A 17,470-nucleotide genomic window follows, 5' to 3' on the forward strand; every position below is an offset into this window, starting at 1 on the left:
TTTACAACGTTGTAAGAGCGCTCCCATACATCCACGCACACGGTTCTGGCGCGGGGCTACGGCCGAACGGAGGTATCGGGCATGTCAAACCGGACAAGTTTCCGGGAAGTTACGGCCTGGCCCCAGGTCGTTCGGCCTGGCGCCTGAGCTCCCCGGACACCTCGACCCCACGGCCGGACCACCGCACGGACCGCAGGTCAGGCACGACGACGGGTGCGGGCGTGTGCAGGGCGGCAACCCCGACGCCCACAACGGCGGCAGGCTCGGCAGCGAGACCCGCGGCGACCCCGTTGACGCTGTCCTCGAAGACCACGCACTCCCCGATCGGCACGCCGAGCTGGGCCGCCGCGCGGAGATATCCCTCGGGGCTGGGCTTGCCCTGCGTCACGTCGTCGCTGCTGATGATCACCGACGGCTCCGGCATCCCGGCCGCTCCCAGGCGGGCCGTGAGCAGGGCCCGCGAGGCGGAGGTGACCACGGCCCACTTGCCCGGCAACGACTCGAGCAGCTCACGGGCTCCGGGAATCGGTTCGGTCGAGCCGGCATCGGCGATCTCGATGGCGTCGATGCGCCGCACCGCGTGGGCGTGCACGACGGCGGGCACATGCAGCCGGACGGTGTCCGCCGAACGCCGGCCGTGCAGGCCGCGCAGGACCTGGCCGGGATCGACGCCGAACTCGTGCGCCCACTGCGTCCACGCGCGTTCGGCGGCGACCGTCGAGTCGACCAGCACCCCGTCCATGTCGAACAGCACACCCCGGCAGGCCAGGTTCATCGCTCTCCTCACCACGCCGGCAACGTCGCCCTGATCGAATCACGGCCGTCGCGCAACCGCCGCCCGGACCGCGCGTTGCCCACCGCCACCACCTCCGCGAGGATCGACAGCGCGGTCTCCGCGAGCGACGCGCCTCCTAGATCGAGCCCTGCCGGACCGCACAACCGTTCCAGGCCAGGCACTCCCTCCAGCCGCCGCAGTCGCTGGGCGTGCGTGGCTCTGCTGCCCAGCGCGGCGACGTGCCCGGCCCCGCTGCTCAGCGCGGCCCGGATCGCCAGGTCGTCGATGCGCGGATCGTGCGTGAGCGTGACCACGGCGTCTCCCGGCCCGAGCGAGGTGATCCACTCGTCCGGCCACGCGCGGATCACCTCGCAGGACACCGGAAACGCCCCCGAGCCGACGTGGCCGGGCCGGGGATCGACGATGACCACCTTGTGGTGCAACGACTCCGCCATCGCGGCCACACTCGCGGCGAGGTCGGTGGCGCCGACCAGGACGAGCGTGCTCCGGCCCGGCAACTCCTCGACGAACGCCGGACCCTCGCCGAGAGCTGACCCCACCGACCACGCGTACGGCGGGGTCAGCTCGATCCGCACCGACAGCGGTCTGTCGTTCGTGACCGCCGAGGTGATCGCGGCACGCACCGGATCGTCCGGCACGTGCGTGAGCAGCACCCGCAGTTCTCCAGCGCACGCAGGGGTTTCCTCCCACGGCATGAGGTGCGCGCCGGGCGTGACGACAGCGACTCGGGGTGCCTCACCGTCGAGAACGGCACGGGCCGCGTCGAGCACCATTCCCTCGACACAGCCGCCGGACACCGACCCGCGCCACGTTCCGTCCGCCGCGATCGCCATGGTGGCGCCGAGCGGGCGCGCACCCGGTCCGTCACGATCGACGAGCCGGGCGAGCACCATCGGCGAGTCCCGTTTCTCCAGCACGAACGGCCACACCTCGCGCAGCACGGTCAGCCCTCGATCACGCGGTCGAGAGTGATCGGCAGCCGGCGCTGACGCTTGCCCGTCGCGTGCCACACGGCGTTCGCGACGGCCGCGGCGACCGCCACCGTGCCGATCTCGCCGGGTCCCTTGAGCCCCAGCGGGTTGTCCGGCTCGTAGTCGGCCACGACATCGGCGTCGATGAACGGCACGTCCGCGTTCGCCGCGAAGTGGTAGCCCGCGAAGTCCGCGTTGACCTGCCTGCCCGTCACCTCGTCGCGCACGACCTGCTCGTGCAACGCCATGGACAGGCCCATGATCATGCCGCCGACCAGCTGGCTGCGCACCATCAGCGGGTTCACCACCCGGCCGACCGCGAACCGCCCGACCAGCCTGCGTACCCGCACCTCGCCGGTGGCGGGATCGACCGCGACCTCGGCGAAGATCGCGCTGTACGCGTGCCGTTCGCGTGGCGGCAGGCTGAAGATCTCGTTGGTCGTGTCGGACGTGACCGACACCGGCAACGAGGGCTTGGACTCCAGCTTCGTCAGCAGTTCCTCGGCCGCCGACGAGATCGCCCAGGACCACGACGTCGTGCCGAGCGAACCGCCCGCGCCCCAGGCCGGCCCCAGAGCGCTGTCGCCGATCCTGAGCCGGATCCTGGAACGGTCGACCCGCAGCACGTCGGCGGAGATCGCGGTCAACGCCGTGCGGGCGCCGGTGCCGATGTCCATTGCCGCGATCGCGACGGTGAACGTGCCGTCGGGCTCCGCGGTGATCGTCGCCGACGACGGGAACGCGGTGGTGAGGAACGAGGTTCCGGCCATCCCAGTACCGATCAGCAGGTGGCCTTCGCGGCGCTGCCGAGGCCGGTGGTCGCGACCGGCCCAGCCGAACCGGCGCGCACCTTCTTCCACGCACCGCAGGAAGTTGCGGCTGGTGAACGGATGCCCACTCACCGGGCCGACCTCGGGCTCGTTGCGGCGGCGCAGGTCGAGGGGGTCGATCCGGAGGCGTTCGGCGAGTTCGTCCATCGCGGACTCCAGCGCGAACGAGCCGGGCGCGGTACCGGGTGCGCGCAGCGAGTTCGGCGGCAGGATGTGCAGCGGCACCACGTTGATCCGGGTGCGGATGGCGTCAGCGGCGTAGAGGACCTTGGCGACCTCCACGCAGTTCTCGATGTACTCGGCCTTCACCGAGAGCTCGAACGCGGCCTCGTGCCCGATCGCGCGCAACCGGCCGTCCCGGTCGACGCCGAGCCGCACCCGTTGCTCGGTCGCGGCCCGCGCGGACGTCGTCAGGAACACCTCTTCCCTGGTCAGAGCCACTCGAACCGGCCGACTGAAGATCATCGCGGCCATGGTCGCCAGGATCAGCTGGGGCCCGACGCCCGTCTTGCCGCCGAACCCGCCACCGAGTTGCTCGGCCTCGACGCGCACGTCGGTCAGCGGCTTGTCGAACAGCACCGACAGCACCTGCGCGACGCCGAACGGCGCCTGGTTGGTGTCGTATGCGCGGATCTTGCCGTTCTCCAGCCACACCGTCGCCGCGTGCGGTTCCATCGCGCAGGCGGACTCCGGCGGCGTGAAGTACCGCTCGTCCACCGTGACGGCGGACTGGGCCAGCTCGGCGTCGAGATCACCCTTGTTCGCGTCCGGACCGAACGAGGGCAGGGCGGGCCGCAGCAACGGGTGACCGGCCGAGAAACCGATGTCGTGCGGTTGCTCCACATAGGACACCCGAAGCCGTTCGGCCCCCGCCCGCGCCTGCTCCGGCGTCTCCGCCACGACGAGCGCGACCGGCCAGCCGCCGTGCTCGATCACGTCGTTCTGCAGCAGCAGGAACTGCCCGTCGGGGCCGAAGAACGGCGAGCCGGCCTGCGGGTTGAGGCGCGGCGCGTTGCGGTGGTCGAGGACGCCGATCACGCCGGGCGACGCGAGGGTCGCGCTCGCGTCGATCCCGCTGATCAGGCCGCGGGTGATCGTGGACGTCACCAGGGCGCCGTGGGCCATGCCCTCGACCGGGATGTCGGCGGTGTAGCGGGCACGGCCGCGGAGCTTGTCCTTGCCCTCGATCCTGGTCCACGACGAGCCGATCGCCTCCGACGGCGCGGCTTCCGCGGTCCCGGCGATCGGAGCGGACACCGCGGCGGCGCCGAGGCCCATGCCCTTGAGCACCTGTCGGCGCGTTGTCATCGTGTCACTCCTGTCGGGTCAGGTCGGTCAGCACGGCCTGGACGAGGTTGCGCGCGAGCGGCACCTTGTAGCCGTTGTGCGGCAACGGGGTCGCGGCGGCCAGCTCGGCTTCGGCGGCGGCGCGGAACCTCTCGGGCGTGGCCGGGCCGCCGAGCAGCCGTTCCTCGGCGATCCTCGCCCGCCACGGGTGCGAGGCGACGCCGCCGAGCGCGATGCGGACCTCGCGCACCTTGCCCAGCCGGACGGTCAGATCGGCCGCCACCGACACGTTCGCGAAGGCGTAGGACGCGCGCTCACGGACCTTGCGATACCGCGACCGGCGACCTTCCGCCCTGCGCGGCAACGTGACCGAGGTGATCAACGCTCCGGTGGGCAACGTGGTCTCGACGTTCGGGGTGTCCCCCACCGGCCGGAAGAAGCGTGCGATCGGAATCTCGCCTTTGCCGGTCAGCGTCTCGTACCGCACGACCGCGTCGAACAGCATCATCGCGACGGCCATGTCCGACGGGTTCGTCGCGACGCAACTCGGTGACGTGCCGAGAATCGCGTGGTTGTGGTGCTCGCCCTCGACAGCAGCGCATCCGCTGCCCGGCACGCGCTTGTTGCACGCGGAGGCCAGGTCGGCGAAGTAGGCACATCTCGTGCGCTGCAGAAGGTTTCCCGCCGTCGTCGCCATGTTGCGCAGCTGCCCGGACGCACCGGCCAGCACCGCCTGGGACAGCGCCGGATAGCGGCGGCGGATCTCCGGATGCGCGGCCGTCTCGCTGTTGGTCGTCGTCGCGCCGATGACCAGGTCACCGTTGCGGGCCTCGCTGATGCCGTTGAGCGGCAACGCACGCACGTCGATCAGCCGGGCAGGTGTCTCGACACCGCGCTTCATCAGGTCGACGAGATTCGTGCCGCCGGCGAGGAACTTCGTGTTGTTCTCCGCGACCGACTCCAGCGCGTCGTGGACGGCGGTCGCGCGCTGGTAGGCGAACTCCTTCATCGCTTCACCTCTTCCCGTTCGGCGGCGTCGAGCACGGCCCGCACGATCGACGGGTAGGCGCCGCATCGGCAGAGGTTGCCGCTCATCCGCTCGCGCACCTCCTCGGCGTCGAGCCGGCACCGGTGGTCCGGCGACACGTCGGACGTGACCGCGCTCGGCCAGCCCGCCCGGTGTTCGGCCAGCACCCCGACCGCCGAGCAGAGCTGCCCCGGCGTGCAGAACCCGCACTGGAACCCGTCCAGCCGCAGGAACGCCTCCTGCACCGGCCGCAGGTCGTCGTCCGCCGCGAGTCCCTCGACCGTGGTGACCTGGGAGCCGTCCGCGGCGACCGCGAGCGTCAGGCACGACACCACGCGCTTGCCGTCCAAAAGCACCGTGCACGCGCCGCACTGGCCGAAGTCACAGCCCTTCTTCGGGCCGGCGTGCTTCGTGTCCTCGCGCAACGCGTCGAGCAACGACCTGCGGTTGTCGACGTTGAGCCGGTGGGTCTTTCCGTTGACCTTCAACGAGATCTCGCTGCGAGTGGCGTCAGTCATCGCCCTCCCCTTCGACAGGTTCGATCGAAGCAGCGAGCGGGAGTCAGGAGGTGATCGATGCTCTCGCGCTCTTGCCTGATCGTGCCGAGTTCTTCACGGGCAAGGCGATGGCCGAGGTTGTTCGGCAGACGTTTCGGGTGCGCGGCTCAGCGGGCCGGGCCGGTCGATCCCCGCTCCACGAGGTGGACGTCCAGGGTCGCGGGCGCCGGTGGTTCCTCGTCGCGTTCGATCTCGCCGATCAGCATCGCCACGGCCGTCGCGGCCTTCGCCGGGAGGTCCTGCGCGATCGTGGTCAGCGTCGGCCGGACGTACCGGCACAGGTCCAGGTCGTCGAAGCCCATCACCGAGACGTCGTCCGGCACGCGCGCCCCGGTCTCCTGCAACCCGGCCACGACGCCGATGGCGAGGATGTCGGCGGTGGCGAACACGGCCGTGGCCGACGGGTGGTCCGCACGCAGGCGACGGCCCAGCGCGACGCCGTCGTCGTAGGTGGTGTTGGCCGCCTCCACCGCGCAGTCGCCGCCGAGCGCCTCCTTGAAGCCCTGGAAGCGTTGCCAGACAACGCCTTGACCGGCGAAGCGCGGACCGGCGAAGACGACGTCGACGTGGCCGAGGGCTCGCAGGTGCTCGGCGGCCAGCCTGCCTCCGGTGACGTCGTCGGTGCGCACGCCCCTGGTCACCGGGTTGTCCGCGTAGCTGTCCACCGCGACGATCCGGGTGCGGCCGGCCGAGCTCGCCGTGAACGTGGCGATCTCCTCGTCGAGGAAGCCGAGCAGCAGCGCCCCGTCGAGGTTCCACGCCCGCAACGCCTCCGCGACCTCACCGGGACGGGCGATGCCGCGCAGCAGCACGTCGTAGGCGCGTTTGCGCAGTTCCCGTTCCAGCTGGCCGATGATCGCGACGTTGTGCGGGCTGATCGTCAGGCTCTCCTCGTCGGCCGCCGGCACCAGCACGCCGACCATCCGCGACGACTTCGCGGCGAGGCTGCGCGCGGAGTGGCTGGGCACGTACCCGAGCTCCACGACGATCCGCTGGATGCGTTCGATCGTCGCGGGAGAGACCCTCGCGCTGTTGCCGTTGATGACGTTCGAGACCGTCATCATGCTTACGCCCGCCCTCTGGGCGATGTCCTTCAACGTGACCCGCACGCTCGCGTTCCCGCCTTCCCCGCTCGGCTGCCGCTCGGTTGACAGCATGGCACGGGTCACATTACCGTCATTTCAGGTTGAGCGCTAAACCTACTGTCAACCTTCCCAGCGAGAACGGGGTCGACGTGAGCAGTGGCATTTCCGTCGCACCATCCGTGACCAGGCCCGTGAGCGGCGCGGACTGGTGGCGGGACGCGGTGATCTACCAGATTTACCCGCGCAGTTTCGCGGACGGCGACGGCGATGGCGTCGGTGATCTCGCGGGCGTGCGATCGCGCTTGCCGTATCTCGCCTCGCTCGGGGTGGACGCGCTCTGGTTCACGCCCTGGTACGCCTCCCCGCTCGCGGACGGCGGCTACGACGTCGCGGACTACCGGGCGATCGACCCGGCGTTCGGCGACCTCGCCGCGGCCGAAGAACTCATCACCGAGGCCGCGGCGCTCGGCATCCGCACGATCGTCGACGTGGTGCCGAACCACGTGTCCGACCAGCACGCGTGGTTCCAGGCGGCGCTGGCGGCGGGGCCGGGCTCACCCGAGCGGGAGCGCTTCTGGTTCCGGGCCGGCCGCGGCGAGCACGGTGAACTCCCGCCCACCGACTGGGTGTCGAGCTTCTCCGGCGGCACGTGGACCCGCACGGTGAACCCGGACGGCACGCCCGGCGAGTGGTACCTGCACCTGTTCGCTCCGCAGCAGCCCGATCTCAACTGGACCCACCCGGACGTGTGGCGTGAGCACGAGGCCGTGCTGCGCTTCTGGTTCGACCGCGGGGTGGCGGGCATCCGGATCGACTCGGCGACCATGCCGGTCAAGGATCCCGGGTTCCCCGAGGTGGACGAGGCGGCCGGCCATCCGTTCGTCGACCGCGACGAGGTGCACGAGATCTACCGGCGGTGGCGCGCGGTGGCCGACTCCTACGCCGAGCCGAGGGTGCTGATCGGCGAGGTCTGGCTCGCGGACCAGCAGCGGTTCGCGCGCTACCTGCGTCCCGACGAGATGCACACGGCGTTCAACTTCGACTTCATGACGCGCCCCTGGAACGCCGCCGAGCTGCGTGCCTCGATCGAGTCCACACTGGACGCTCATCGGCCGGTCGGCGCGCCCGCCACGTGGGTGCTGGCGAACCACGACGTCACCCGGCCCGCCACCCGGTACGGCCGTCAGGACAGCTCGTTCGGGTTCGAGGCGCGGAGGTTCGGCATCGCGACGGATCTCTCCCGGGGCACGCGCAGGGCACGCGCCGCGGCGCTGCTGACGGGCGCGTTGCCCGGCTCGCTGTACGTCTACCAGGGCGACGAGCTCGGTCTGCCCGAGGTGGAGGACCTGCCGCTGGACGTGCTGCAGGATCCGATGTTCTTCCGTTCCGACGGGGTCGACCCCGGCCGGGACGGATGCCGTGTCCCGCTGCCGTGGACCGCGGGTGGCAGCGCGTTCGGGTTCAGTCCACAGGGGACGGACCCGGCGCCGTGGCTCCCGCAGCCCGCCGGCTGGGGCTCCTACTCGGTGCAGCGGCAGGAGGCCGATCCCGGCTCGATGCTGAGCCTGTACCGCGCCCTGCTGTCACTGCGACCGCGCGGTGCGGAGTTCTCCTGGCTCGATCTGGACGCGGACGTGCTCGCGTTCCGCCGCGGCGCCGGCTTCCTCTGTGTGGTCAACCTCGGCTCCTCTCCTGTTCCCCTTCCGCCGCACACCGACGTGCTGCTCGCCAGCTCCGAAGTACGCGACGGCCACCTCTCCCCCGACGCCGCCGCCTGGCTGCGCGGGTAAGCCGCCCGCAAGGAGTGACGATGAAGTCCTCGAGAATCAGCGCCGTCGTACTGACCACGGCGCTCGCCGTCACCGGGTGCGCCGGTGGCGAGCCGGAGGGGTCGGGCGGCCGGCTCGCCCTGACCGTGGCGATCGACCCCGGTCTGGAGAAGGGCGCGGTCGACGCGTTCAACGCCCGTGTCGCCGAGTTCGAGAAGGCGCATCCGGACGTGGACGTGCAGCCCCAGGAGTACAAGTGGGACGCGACGACGTTCACCGCCCAGCTCGCGGGCGGCACGCTGCCCGCCGTGTTCACCGCGCCGTTCACCGACGGCCGCGGGCTCATCGAACGCAGGCAGATCGCGGACATCAGCGGCGAGGTCGCGAAGCTGCCGTACGCCAAGGGCTTCAACGCGTCGGTGGCGAAGGCCGGTCAGGCGGCGGACGGCGCCATGCAGGCCGTGCCGATCGCCGCCTACGGCCAGGCGCTGCACTACAACCGCACGCTGTTCACGCAGGCGGGCCTCGACCCGGACAAGCCGCCGGCCACGTGGGCCGAGGTGCGCTCCGCCGCGAAGCAGATTGCCGAGCGCACCGGCCAGGCGGGCTACGCCCAGATGACGGCGGGCAACACCGGTGGCTGGATCCTCGCCACGCTCGACTACGCGTTCGGCGGCCGCGTCGAGCAGCTCTCCGGTGACAGCGCGAAGTCCACGCTGAACACGGACGAGATGCGGGCCGTGCTGAAGTCGCTGCAGGACATGCGGTGGGCGGACAACAGCATGGGCGCGAACTTCCTCTACGACTGGGCCACGATCAACCAGGACTTCGCCGCGGGCCGCATCGGCATGTACGTCTCGGGCGGCGGCAACTACGGCTCGCTCAAGGCGCAGAACGCGCTGAAAGCCGAGGACTACGGCATCACGACGGTCCCGTTGGCGGACAAGGGCACCGCCGGTGTGCTCGGCGGCGGCTCGCTCGCCGTGGTGCGCGCGAAGTCGTCCGCCGCGGTGGTGTCCGCGGGCGTGAAGTGGATCGACTTCTACTACCTCTCGAAGCTCACCGCGCAGGACCAGGCAGTGGCCGACGCGAAGACCACGGCCGAGTCGTCGCAGGCGGTCGGCTCGCCCGAGCTGCCGGTGTTCGACCGCGCCCTGCACGACCAGCGCAGGCAGTGGATCGCGCAGTACGTCAACGTGCCGGTGCAGCAGATGAAGCCGTACACGGACCGGATGTTCGCGCAGCCTCTCGTGCCCGAGCCCACGAGGTCGACCCAGCAGGTCTACGCGCTGCTCGACCCGGTGGTGCAGGCCGTGCTGACCGACCGGAACGCAGACGCAACTGCACTGCTCGCTCAGGCCGAGTCGCAGGCGCAGGCGCTGCTGGACCGCAAGTGACCACGACCGCCCCGCCCCGGCAGGTCGCGCCTCCCCGTCCGGCGCGACCTGCCTCCCACCCCCGTTCACGGCGCCGCGGCAGCGGGCTGGCGGCCCTGCTGTTCCTGCTGCCGATGTTCGCGGTGTTCGGCGTGTTCTCGTGGCTCCCGATCCTGCAGACCGCCGTGATGTCGTTGCAGCAGACCAACCTGGTCGACACCCCTGAGTTCGTCGGCCTGGACAACTTCGTGACGGTCCTGAACGACCCGCTGCTGTGGACGGCGACCCGCAACACCCTGTGGTTCGCGTTCCTCGCGCTGCTCATCGGCTACCCGGCGCCGTTGGTGCTGGCCGTGCTGATGAACGAGGTGCGCCGCCTGCGCGGCCTCTACAGCGCGCTCGCCTACCTGCCCGTGGTGGTCCCACCGGTGGTGGCGGTGCTGCTGTGGAAGTTCTTCTACGACGCGGGCCCGCACGGCCTGTTCAACACGGTGCTCGGCTGGTTCGGCGTCGCGCCGGTCGCGTGGCTCCAGGACGGCGGCACCGCGATGGTGTCGCTCGTCGTGGAGTCCACCTGGGCGGCGATGGGCGGCACGGTCATCATCTACCTGGCCGCCCTCACCCGCGTGCCGCCAGAGCTCTACGAGGCAGCCGAGATCGACGGCGCCTCCGTGTGGCACAAGGTCTGGCACGTGACGCTCCCGCAACTGCGCGGCGTCCTGCTGATCACGTTCATCCTCCAGATCGTCGGCACGGCCCAGGTGTTCCTGGAACCGTTCCTGTTCACCGGCGGCGGCCCGGCGAACAAGACCACCACGATCCTCCTGCTGATCTACAACTACGCCTTCGCCTCCAGCCTGGGCGGCGACTACGGCGCCGCCACCGCACTGAGCCTGATGCTCGCCGTCGTACTGGCCCTGCTGTCCGCGCTGTACTTCCGCCTCACGCGTTCGTGGAGCACGTCATGACGACCCGCACCGGAAAGAACCCTGCCGCGCGACCGCTTCTCCGGGCAGCGCGGGAGCCGCTACCGCGCCACGCAACCCCACCAAGCCCGACGCTCGCCACGGCAGACCACATCGCTCCCGACCGCGGCCGCCACAGCCCAGCCACCACCCTCGACCTGACGCCTCGCCTCACCTCCCAACCACCTCGAACACGCCACACAGCCAGCCGCAACGGCCTCCCACCCCACAACCGCCCGCCCGCCACCACTACCAGGCCGGACTCACCGACCAGCCCCCACCACACCACCAACCGCCACAGCCACAACCCGACAACCGCCACCAACCACACGCCCACCGCCACTACCAGGCCGGACTCACCAACCAACCCTCACCACACCACCAACCGCCGCAGCCCGGCAACCGCCACCAACCACACACTCGCCACCACTACCAGGCCGGACTCACCAACCAGCCCCCACCACACCACCGACCGCCACACCCCGGCAGCCGCCACCAATCACACGCCCGCCACCGCGATCACCCCACCGTCCAGCCCCCACCCAAGCCCCACCGACCCGCGGAGCACACCATGACCGACCGCGGAGTCCTCTCCAACCACGACCGCAAGATCCCCGCCGTCCGGCGCACCATCCGGACCGTGCAGACCCTGCTGCTGGGCGGCCTGCTGCTCGTCGGCCTGGGCCCGGTGCTGTGGCTGGCGAAGGCGGCGATCACCCCGACCCAGGACACCCTGCGCTCACCGCTCGCGTTGTGGCCCAACGGGTTCGACTTCGCGAACCTCGTCACGGCGTGGACGCGGGTGGAGATCGACAAGTACTTCCTGAACACGGTGCTGCTCGCGTTCGGCGCGTGGGCGGTGCAGTTGCTGGTCGCGATGACGGCCGGGTTCGCCCTGTCGGTGTTGCGGCCGCGCTATCGCAAGGTCGTCACGGGTGTGGTGCTGGCGACGTTGTTCGTGCCGTCGGTGGTGCTGCTCGTGCCGCTCTACCTCACGATCACCGACCTGTCGCTGATCAACAGCTTCTGGGCGGTGTGGCTGCCGGCGGGCGCGAACGCGTTCAACGTCCTGCTGGTGCAACGGTTCCTCGACGGTCTGCCCCGCGAGGTGTTCGAGGCCGCGACCGTGGACGGGGCCGGTCCGTTGCGGCTGTTCGTCTCGATCGTGCTGCCGATGTCCCGTCCGATTCTCGGGGTGGTGTCGGTGTTCGCCGTCATCGCGTCGTGGAAGGACTTCCTCTGGCCGATGCTGGTGCTGCCCGATCCGGCAGTGCAGCCGCTGTCCGTGCGTCTGCCCGCACTCCAGCGGTTCGTCGAGCTCGACGTGTTCCTCGCCGCGCTCGCCATCTCGACCCTCATCCCTGTCGCGCTCTTCCTCGTCTTCCAGCGCCTGTTCCTCAACGGCAGCGCGCTCAGCGGAGCGGTGAAGGGCTGAACGAACGGAAACCCCACATGGCAACGTCGCCATGGTTGCGCGCGCTCGCAGCCGCCCTGATCACCCTGTCTGCCACAGTTCTCCCCCATACCGCCAACGCGGCCACCACCCGTCTTGAGGCCGAGAACGCCGCGCTGTCCGGCGGTGCGGTCGTCCAGACCGATCACACCGGCTACACCGGCACCGGATTCGTCGGTGGCTTCACCGACGCCAACCGAGGTGGCGCCACCACGTCCTTCGCGTGGTCCGCACCGGCCGCCGGCACCTACGCGCTCGCGTTGAAGTACGCCAACGGCACCGGCTCGCCGCGCACGCTGACACTCCGGGTCGACGGCACCGGGCCACGCCAGATCACCCTGCCCGCCACGGCGAACTGGGACACCTGGAGTTCGGCACCGCTCTCCGTCCAGCTACCGGCAGGCGCGCACACCTTCGCGTACAGCTTCGGCTCTGCCGACAACGGCAACGTGAACCTCGACCACCTCGAAGTCACGAACACCGTGACCGAGTCCGGTCCCGCGTACGAGGCGGAGAACGCGACGCTCAGCGGTGGCGCGGTTGCCCAGTCCGACCATCCCGGCTACACGGGCAGCGGCTTCGTCGGCGGGTACACCGACGCGAACCGGGGCACGGCGCGCACCACCTTCCGGGTCACGGCCGCGACCGCAGGTCAGCACGACCTCGCGATCCGGCTGGCGAACGGCACCGGCTCCGCCCGCACCCTGTCGCTGTACGTCGACGGCGCGAAACAGCGGCAGATCAGCCTGCCCACGACGGCGAACTGGGACACCTGGGCGACCACGACCGAACAGGTCACGCTGACGGCCGGGCAGCACGACGTCGCGCTGGCGTTCGACTCGGCCGACTCCGGCAACCTGAACCTCGACAGCCTCACCGTCAGCGCGGCGGTCCAGGCCGGGCCGGGCGAGGCCGAGTCGGCCTTCCGCTCCGGCGGCGCGTCCGTCCAAACGGGACTCGGCGGCTACGCGGGTTCCGGCTACGTCGCCGGGTTCGGCACGGTCGGTGCGCGCATCGTCCGGACCGTGAAGGCGGACAATGCCGGGAACGCGACCATCGCCGTGCGGTTCCAGAACACGTCGAACGCCACGCTGGCGTTGACGGCGAACGGCCGGGACGCGGGCACCGTCTCGTTCGCGGCGGGCAGCGGCTGGCGCACCACGACGGCGACTGTGCCGTTGCGCGCGGGAGTCAACACCGTCGGCCTGACCAGCACGACCTCAGCAGACGTCGCGATCGACAGCATCTCGGCGACCGGCGAAGGCGCTCTTGCCCAGCGCGGCGCCACGGTGCCGTACGCGACCTACGAGGCAGAAGCCGCCACCACGAACGGCACGGTGCTGGCGGCGAGCCGCACGTACCGGCAGATCCAGTCCGAGGCCAGCGGCCGCAGGGCGGTGGTTCTCGACGCTGTGGGCGAGCACGTCACCGTCAAGCTCACCGCACCGGCGAACGGCCTCGTGCTGCGCTACTCGATCCCGGACAACGCGGCCGGCACCGGCCAGCGCGCACCGATCTCGTTGTACGCCAACGGAACCAAGCAGCGCGACGTCACGCTGACGTCCGAGTACAGCTGGGTGTACGGCGACTACCCGTACTTCAACGACCCGGCACTGGGCGGCGGCCACCGGTTCTTCGACGAGACCAGGATCCTGGGCGACTGGGCGGCCGGCACCGAGCTGAAGTTCCAGGTGGACACCGCGAACGCGCTCGCCTACGTGCTCGACTTCGTGGAGGCCGAAGCGGTGCCCGCAGCGGCGGCCGCGCCGGCGAACGCCGTGTCGATCACCTCGCACGGCGCCGTCCCGGACAACGGGTCGGACGCCACCGCCGCCATCACCGCGGCCATCGCGGAGGGCGCCGCCCAGAACCGGCCGGTGTGGGTGCCGGCGGGCACGTTCCGCATCTCCTCGCGCATCAACGCGGGCAACGTCCGGATCATCGGCGCCGGGCCGTGGCACTCGGTCATCCAGGGCACCGGTGCCAGGGGCGGGTTCTTCGCCACTGGCAAGGTGACGATCGCCGACCTGGCGATCTTCGGCGACGTCCGGGTGCGCGAGGACAACGGCTCCGATCCCGCGCTGGAAGGCAACTTCGGCTCAGGTTCGCTGCTGCAGAACGTGTGGATCGAGCACACCAAGGTCGGTCTCTGGGCGGACAACGGCACCAACGGCCTGTACGCGGTCGGCCTGCGCGTCCGCAACACGTTCGCGGACGGCGTGAACCTGAACGGCGACATCGTCGACACCAGGGTCGACCAGTCCACGACGCGCAACAACGGTGACGACGGCCTCGCGATGTGGTCCGAGGGCGCACCGGTGACCCGGACCGCGTTCACCTACAACACGGTGCAGTTACCGGCGGGCGCGAACGGCATCGCGGTGTACGGCGGCGCGGACAACCGCATCGAGGACAACCACGTCTCGGACGTCGTCACCTCGGGATCCGGCATCGTCGTGAGCACCTGGCACCAACCGGTCCCGTTCAGCGGCACGACGACCGTGCGCCGCAACACCCTGCTGCGCGCGGGCAGCTTCGAACCGAACTGGAACTCGGCGATCGGCGCGCTGTGGATCTACACCGCGGACCACGAGATCCGCACGCCGGTGGTGATCAGCGACCTGACCATCACCGACAGCAGCTACCAGGGCGTGTTGATGAGCTGGCAGAAGACGATGACGCCGATCACCTTCGACAGGCTCACCATCGACGGCGCCACGTGGGGCTTCGAGATCCAGGCCGCCGGTAGCGGCACGATCTCCAACACCAAGGTCACCCGTGCGTCCTCCGGCGGGCTGCTCAACGCCCAGGGCTTCGCGCTGACGCTGGGAGGAGGCAACTCCGGTATCTGACGCGATCCCGCTGCCGTCTCCCACACCGCTTCACGGGGACGGCAGCGGGATCTCCAGGCTCACCGTGCCGCGCAGGTCGAGCCACGCGCGGTCGCGGCCGCGCACCAGCCGCAGCACGACCTCCTCGCAGTGCGGGCAACGCGCGACGATCCCCGGCGCGTTCTGGTAGACGCGCAGGGTCGCCACCGAGCCCCGGTAACCGCAGCCGGAGCACTGGCCGGTCGCCACGGTCAGGTCCACCGCGAAGATCTCTCGCAGGTCGCCCGCCAGCGCGTTGCCGTCGACGTGGTCGTCGCTCATCGGTGCTCTCCTGTCAGCCGAAGCGTTCCGTGCGGACGCGGCGAGGGTCGTGGCCCAGTGCCACGAAGATGTCGGACACCGTCTCGACGAACCCGGTCGGCCCGCACACGAAGACGTTCGGGGCGAAGTCGGCCGGCCAGCCGTGGGTGTTCAAGGTGGCCAGCCCCAGGCGTTTCGGCGGCTCGGGCGAGCCTTCCGGGGCCTGGCGGGTGTACACGAGGTGCACGTCGAGGCCGGCGTCCTCACGGGCACGCCGCCGCAGCTCGTCGGCGTAGTAGACGTCCTCGGGCGTGCGCACCGAGTAGATCAGCCGGAACGGGACGCGGCTGCCTTCCGCGGCCCGTGTGCGGATCATCGCCATCAACGGCGCGATGCCTGATCCGCCCGCCACGAGCGTCACCGGTGCCTGGTCGGCCGAGCGCCACACGAACCAGCCGCCGACCGGGCCGCGCAGTTCGATCCGGTCACCGGGCGAGAGCACGTCGCACAGGTACGGCGACACCTCGCCGTCCGCGACCCGTTGGACGCTCAGCTCGAACCGCTCCCCGTCCGGCGCGGAGGAGATCGAGTAGCTGCGCTGCACCGAGTAGCCGTCCTCGGCGGTCAGCCGGACGTCGACGTGCTGCCCCGGCAGGTGACCGGGCCAGCCGGGCACGTCGAACACCAGACCCCGCGCGCTCTTCGTGATGTCGGTGGCCTCGGCGAGTTCGGCCACCCGCCAGGTCAGTCGCCCTGATACCGCTGCTCGCGCCATGGGTCTCCGTAGTCGTGGTAGCCCGCGCTTTCCCAGAAGCCGGGTTCGTCCTCGAGCAGCAACTGGATCCCGCGGACCCACTTCGCCGACTTCCAGAAGTACAGGTGCGGCACCAGCAACCGCGCCGGGCCACCGTGCTCGGGCGTGAGCTCGTCGCCGTCGTAGCGGTACGCGATCCACGCCTGGCCGTCGATCAGGTCTTCCAGCGGCAGGTTCGTGGTGTAGCCGCCGTAGGACTGGACGAGCGCGAAGTCCGCCGCCGTCTCGACGTCCTCCAGCAGGACGTCCAGCGAGACGCCCTTCCAGCGGGTGCCGAGTTTCGACCACTTGGTGACGCAGTGGATGTCCGTGGTGATCTTCTCCGCGGGCAGTTCGATCAGCTGCTGCCACGACCAGTCGTAGCGCTGACCGGCCTCGGTGTTGATCGTGAACTGCCAGCGGTCGGTCGTCACTCGCGGCGTCGGCCCCGCCGTGAGGACCGGGAAGTCCTCTGCCAGGTACTGACCGGGCGGCAGCTGCACGTCCGGTGACTGGCGTCGCCCGGTGAAACCGGGAGAGACGATTGGCATCGTGTCAGTAGACGACAGCGGCGCGCCGAACGCCACTGCTGATCACGGAGGTCACATGAACGTCAGGGTCGAGATCACCGGCACCACGACGCTGATCTGGATGAACCGCCCGGACCGGCGCAACGCGGTCGACGGCCCGATGGCCGCTGAGCTGCGGGATGCCTTTCTGGCGTTCGAGGCGGACCCCACGCAACGGGTGGCGGTGCTCGCGGGCGAGGGCGGGACGTTCTGCGCGGGAGCGGACCTGAGCGTCGTCGGGGATCCGGCGCGGCGCAACGAGCTCGATCCCTCCGGCGGCGGCGCCGGTCCGATGGGACCGACCCGGTTGGAGCTGAGCAAGCCGGTGATCGCGGCGGTCAGCGGGTACGCGGTCGCGGGCGGGCTGGAACTGGCGCTGCTGGCCGACCTGCGGGTGGTCGAGAGCGACGCGGTGTTCGGGGTGTTCTGCCGGCGGTGGGGCGTGCCGTTGATCGACGGTGGCACCGTGCGGCTGCGTCGGATCGTGGGGCTGGGGCGGGCGTTGGACCTGATCCTCACCGGACGTCCGGTGCACGCCGAGGAGGCGTTGGCGATCGGGCTGGCCAACCGGGTCGTCGAGCCTGGTCAGGCGGTGGTGGCCGCGCTGGAGCTGGCCGAGCAGATCGCCGGGTTCCCGTTCGAGTGCGTGCTGGCGGACCGGGCGTCGACCTACGGCGGGCTCGACCTGCCGCTGGCCGAGGCGTTGCGGGCGGAGGGGGTGGCCGGGGTGCCGATCGTGGCTCGGGAAGGGGTGGCCGGCGCCGCCCGGTTCGCGGGCGGCGCCGGAAGGCACGGGAGGTTCGCAGACGACGGTGGCGAACGGTGAGGTCCCGCGCGGGGCGACACCTCCGGTCCGGCGCC

15 protein-coding genes are annotated in these 17,470 nt (G+C 70.7%); 6 read left to right on the forward strand and 9 right to left on the reverse strand.

Going from position 1 to position 17,470, the window contains the following annotated elements; all coding sequences use genetic code 11:
* Positions 1-109: 109 nt before the first annotated feature.
* From BM417_RS30515 to BM417_RS30540, 6 genes are all read right to left on the reverse strand, one after another.
* Positions 110-775 carry an HAD-IA family hydrolase gene (locus BM417_RS30515; RefSeq protein WP_093601705.1) on the reverse strand — a complete coding sequence of 222 codons (666 nt, stop codon included), beginning with the start codon at positions 773-775 and terminating at the stop codon, positions 110-112.
* Between the two features lie 8 nt (positions 776-783).
* Complete coding sequence (locus tag BM417_RS30520) at positions 784-1,737, reverse strand: XdhC family protein (protein WP_093601707.1); 954 nt, start codon at positions 1,735-1,737, stop codon at positions 784-786.
* Positions 1,738-1,739: 2 nt separating this feature from the next.
* Positions 1,740-3,905, reverse strand: coding sequence for a xanthine dehydrogenase family protein molybdopterin-binding subunit (locus tag BM417_RS30525; protein ID WP_218164607.1), 2,166 nt, complete (start codon positions 3,903-3,905; stop codon positions 1,740-1,742).
* Between the two features lie 4 nt (positions 3,906-3,909).
* Positions 3,910-4,893 carry an FAD binding domain-containing protein gene (locus tag BM417_RS30530; protein ID WP_093601709.1) on the reverse strand — a complete coding sequence of 328 codons (984 nt, stop codon included), beginning with the start codon at positions 4,891-4,893 and terminating at the stop codon, positions 3,910-3,912.
* Positions 4,890-5,429 (reverse strand): (2Fe-2S)-binding protein, encoded by a 540-nt coding sequence (locus tag BM417_RS30535; RefSeq protein ID WP_093601711.1) that lies wholly within the window; start codon positions 5,427-5,429, stop codon positions 4,890-4,892. The genes BM417_RS30530 and BM417_RS30535 overlap by 4 nt, the downstream gene beginning before the upstream one ends.
* A gap of 146 nt (positions 5,430-5,575) precedes the next feature.
* Positions 5,576-6,625 carry a LacI family DNA-binding transcriptional regulator gene (locus BM417_RS30540; RefSeq protein ID WP_218164608.1) on the reverse strand — a complete coding sequence of 350 codons (1,050 nt, stop codon included), beginning with the start codon at positions 6,623-6,625 and terminating at the stop codon, positions 5,576-5,578.
* Positions 6,626-6,732: 107 nt separating this feature from the next.
* On the opposite strand from BM417_RS30540, the gene BM417_RS30545 reads away from it, so the two are divergent.
* From BM417_RS30545 to BM417_RS30565, 5 genes are all read left to right on the forward strand, one after another.
* Positions 6,733-8,343 (forward strand): glycoside hydrolase family 13 protein, encoded by a 1,611-nt coding sequence (locus BM417_RS30545; protein ID WP_245822259.1) that lies wholly within the window; start codon positions 6,733-6,735, stop codon positions 8,341-8,343.
* 20 nt (positions 8,344-8,363) lie between these two features.
* Complete coding sequence (locus BM417_RS30550) at positions 8,364-9,719, forward strand: ABC transporter substrate-binding protein (RefSeq protein ID WP_093602079.1); 1,356 nt, start codon at positions 8,364-8,366, stop codon at positions 9,717-9,719.
* Entirely contained in the window at positions 9,716-10,666 is a 951-nt protein-coding gene (locus BM417_RS30555; protein WP_245822260.1) for a carbohydrate ABC transporter permease, read from the forward strand. Before BM417_RS30550 ends, BM417_RS30555 begins: the two co-directional genes overlap by 4 nt.
* A 568-nt stretch (positions 10,667-11,234) precedes the next feature.
* Positions 11,235-12,098: a carbohydrate ABC transporter permease gene (locus tag BM417_RS30560; protein WP_093601715.1), complete on the forward strand. Its 864-nt coding sequence runs from the start codon at positions 11,235-11,237 to the stop codon at positions 12,096-12,098.
* Positions 12,099-12,115: 17 nt separating this feature from the next.
* Complete coding sequence (locus BM417_RS30565) at positions 12,116-14,968, forward strand: CBM35 domain-containing protein (RefSeq protein ID WP_093601717.1); 2,853 nt, start codon at positions 12,116-12,118, stop codon at positions 14,966-14,968.
* Between the two features lie 30 nt (positions 14,969-14,998).
* On the opposite strand, the gene BM417_RS30570 is transcribed toward BM417_RS30565, so the two are convergent.
* From BM417_RS30570 to BM417_RS30580, 3 genes are read right to left on the reverse strand one after another with little or no spacing between them, the layout of a single operon-like run.
* Positions 14,999-15,268: a DUF6510 family protein gene (locus tag BM417_RS30570; protein WP_093601719.1), complete on the reverse strand. Its 270-nt coding sequence runs from the start codon at positions 15,266-15,268 to the stop codon at positions 14,999-15,001.
* A gap of 13 nt (positions 15,269-15,281) precedes the next feature.
* Complete coding sequence (locus tag BM417_RS30575) at positions 15,282-16,022, reverse strand: ferredoxin reductase (RefSeq protein ID WP_093601721.1); 741 nt, start codon at positions 16,020-16,022, stop codon at positions 15,282-15,284.
* Positions 15,992-16,591, reverse strand: coding sequence for a sulfite oxidase-like oxidoreductase (locus BM417_RS30580; RefSeq protein WP_093602083.1), 600 nt, complete (start codon positions 16,589-16,591; stop codon positions 15,992-15,994). The genes BM417_RS30575 and BM417_RS30580 overlap by 31 nt, the downstream gene beginning before the upstream one ends.
* Before the next feature lie 55 nt (positions 16,592-16,646).
* Here BM417_RS30580 and BM417_RS30585 point away from each other — a divergent pair, with 55 nt between their 5' ends.
* Positions 16,647-17,435, forward strand: a complete 789-nt coding sequence (locus BM417_RS30585) for a crotonase/enoyl-CoA hydratase family protein (RefSeq protein WP_093601723.1) — start codon at positions 16,647-16,649, stop codon at positions 17,433-17,435.
* The last annotated feature ends 35 nt before the right edge of the window (positions 17,436-17,470 follow it).

Origin of the sequence: Lentzea waywayandensis (assembly GCF_900115955.1) — a bacterium.
GTDB lineage: Bacteria > Actinomycetota > Actinomycetes > Mycobacteriales > Pseudonocardiaceae > Lentzea > Lentzea waywayandensis.